The organism is Neisseria sp. P0009.S007, assembly GCF_051962515.1.
In genome coordinates this window covers 1-1,122 of sequence record NZ_JBQCVF010000445.1, presented here as the reverse complement: position 1 = coordinate 1,122, position 1,122 = coordinate 1, and the positions used below count along the sequence as shown (strand labels likewise).

Annotated in this window: 2 protein-coding genes and 1 pseudogene; 1 reads left to right on the top strand and 2 read right to left on the bottom strand. The window is 48.2% G+C overall.

The features are described 5' to 3' along the window. Positions 1-286: pseudogene (locus tag ACTHS3_RS13945) on the bottom strand (RHS repeat protein); the annotation flags it as partial. A gap of 111 nt (positions 287-397) precedes the next feature. Between ACTHS3_RS13945 and ACTHS3_RS13940 the strand changes: the two are divergent. Next, positions 398-613 (top strand): hypothetical protein, encoded by a 216-nt coding sequence (locus ACTHS3_RS13940; RefSeq protein WP_141752565.1) that lies wholly within the window; start codon positions 398-400, stop codon positions 611-613. A gap of 230 nt (positions 614-843) precedes the next feature. Here ACTHS3_RS13940 and ACTHS3_RS13935 read toward each other — a convergent pair. Next, positions 844-1,122, bottom strand: a 279-nt coding sequence (locus ACTHS3_RS13935; protein WP_440368244.1) for a hypothetical protein, incomplete at its 5' end; no start/stop codon positions are given.

The following is a 1,122-nucleotide window of genomic DNA, read 5'->3' as shown; positions in this document are numbered from 1 at the left end:
GTTCGCGGTTTTCGTCGAAACCGTACACTTCCGTCCGTCCCAATGCGTCGGTAACGACGGTATGGTCTTTGCGGTAGTCGAACGTCCATTCTTCGCCGAGGTTGTTGCTGCTCTTGAGCACTTTGCCGTCGGTGTCGTAACGGTCGTATTCGTAGCGGAACACCAGTCCGTCGGGTTGGCTGTGTTCGACCATGATGTGGCTGCGGTAGGCGAAACCGCGCAGTTTTTTGCCGTCGCGTCCGTAAACGGCGGTTAAATCGCCGTAGCCGTCGTAGTCGTAGCGCACCAGTTCCTTGCCGTTGAAGGTGACGGAGGTAAGGCGGTTAACGTAGAAACGTTCGTCTTCGGAAATAAATACGTCCCGTTCCCCGGCCGGGTCGAAATCGGGATCGTTGTCGTGCAGACGGATGGAGGAGAATACAGGTTGGAAGTGTCGGCCGCTGCCGTCGTAAATGCTGTGCGGCAGCCCGTTGTCGTCGTAGCAGAGGCGGATATGGCGGCCGTTGCGGTCGAGTTGTGCGACCAGTTGGAAAATGCCGCAGCCGGAATCGACTTCGGCAAACAGCAGCCGTGCACCGCCGTCGGGGGAGGCGATTTGGTAGAGGTCGTCTGAAAGTTGGTTTTCAGACGACCTCTATGCTAACTGCTAATGAGATTGTTAAAGAACAAATGGTTCAGACGACCTCAAAGAAGATAGTGAGGTCGCCTGAAAAACAGAAACCGTGTGTGCGTACCGTACGTACCGTACACACCCTACGTCAGGACTGAAGGTTTTGTCCGGGCTACGGCTTGCTACCCTATGGTTTAATTTTGTCTTGACTCAACCAACTTAATAGGTTTGCTTTAATATTTTTCCCAGGATAAATCTAAATCGTTTTGTGGAATACATCCCATAGTCAAACATTTTACAGCACATTTGAATGCTATTTCTTTAGATAAAATATATTTAGACTCAAATAAGCCAATTTGCCCTCCCGTATTTAATTCTATTTTTAAGGTACTTCCTTCGTTAGGGTTTATTAAATTAAAAATGATGCCATTTTCTTCACCTGTTACAACATATTTCCCTCCCCCTCCACCAATCATTAAATAGTTTTCTTCTGATAAAACTAAATTTAAAAG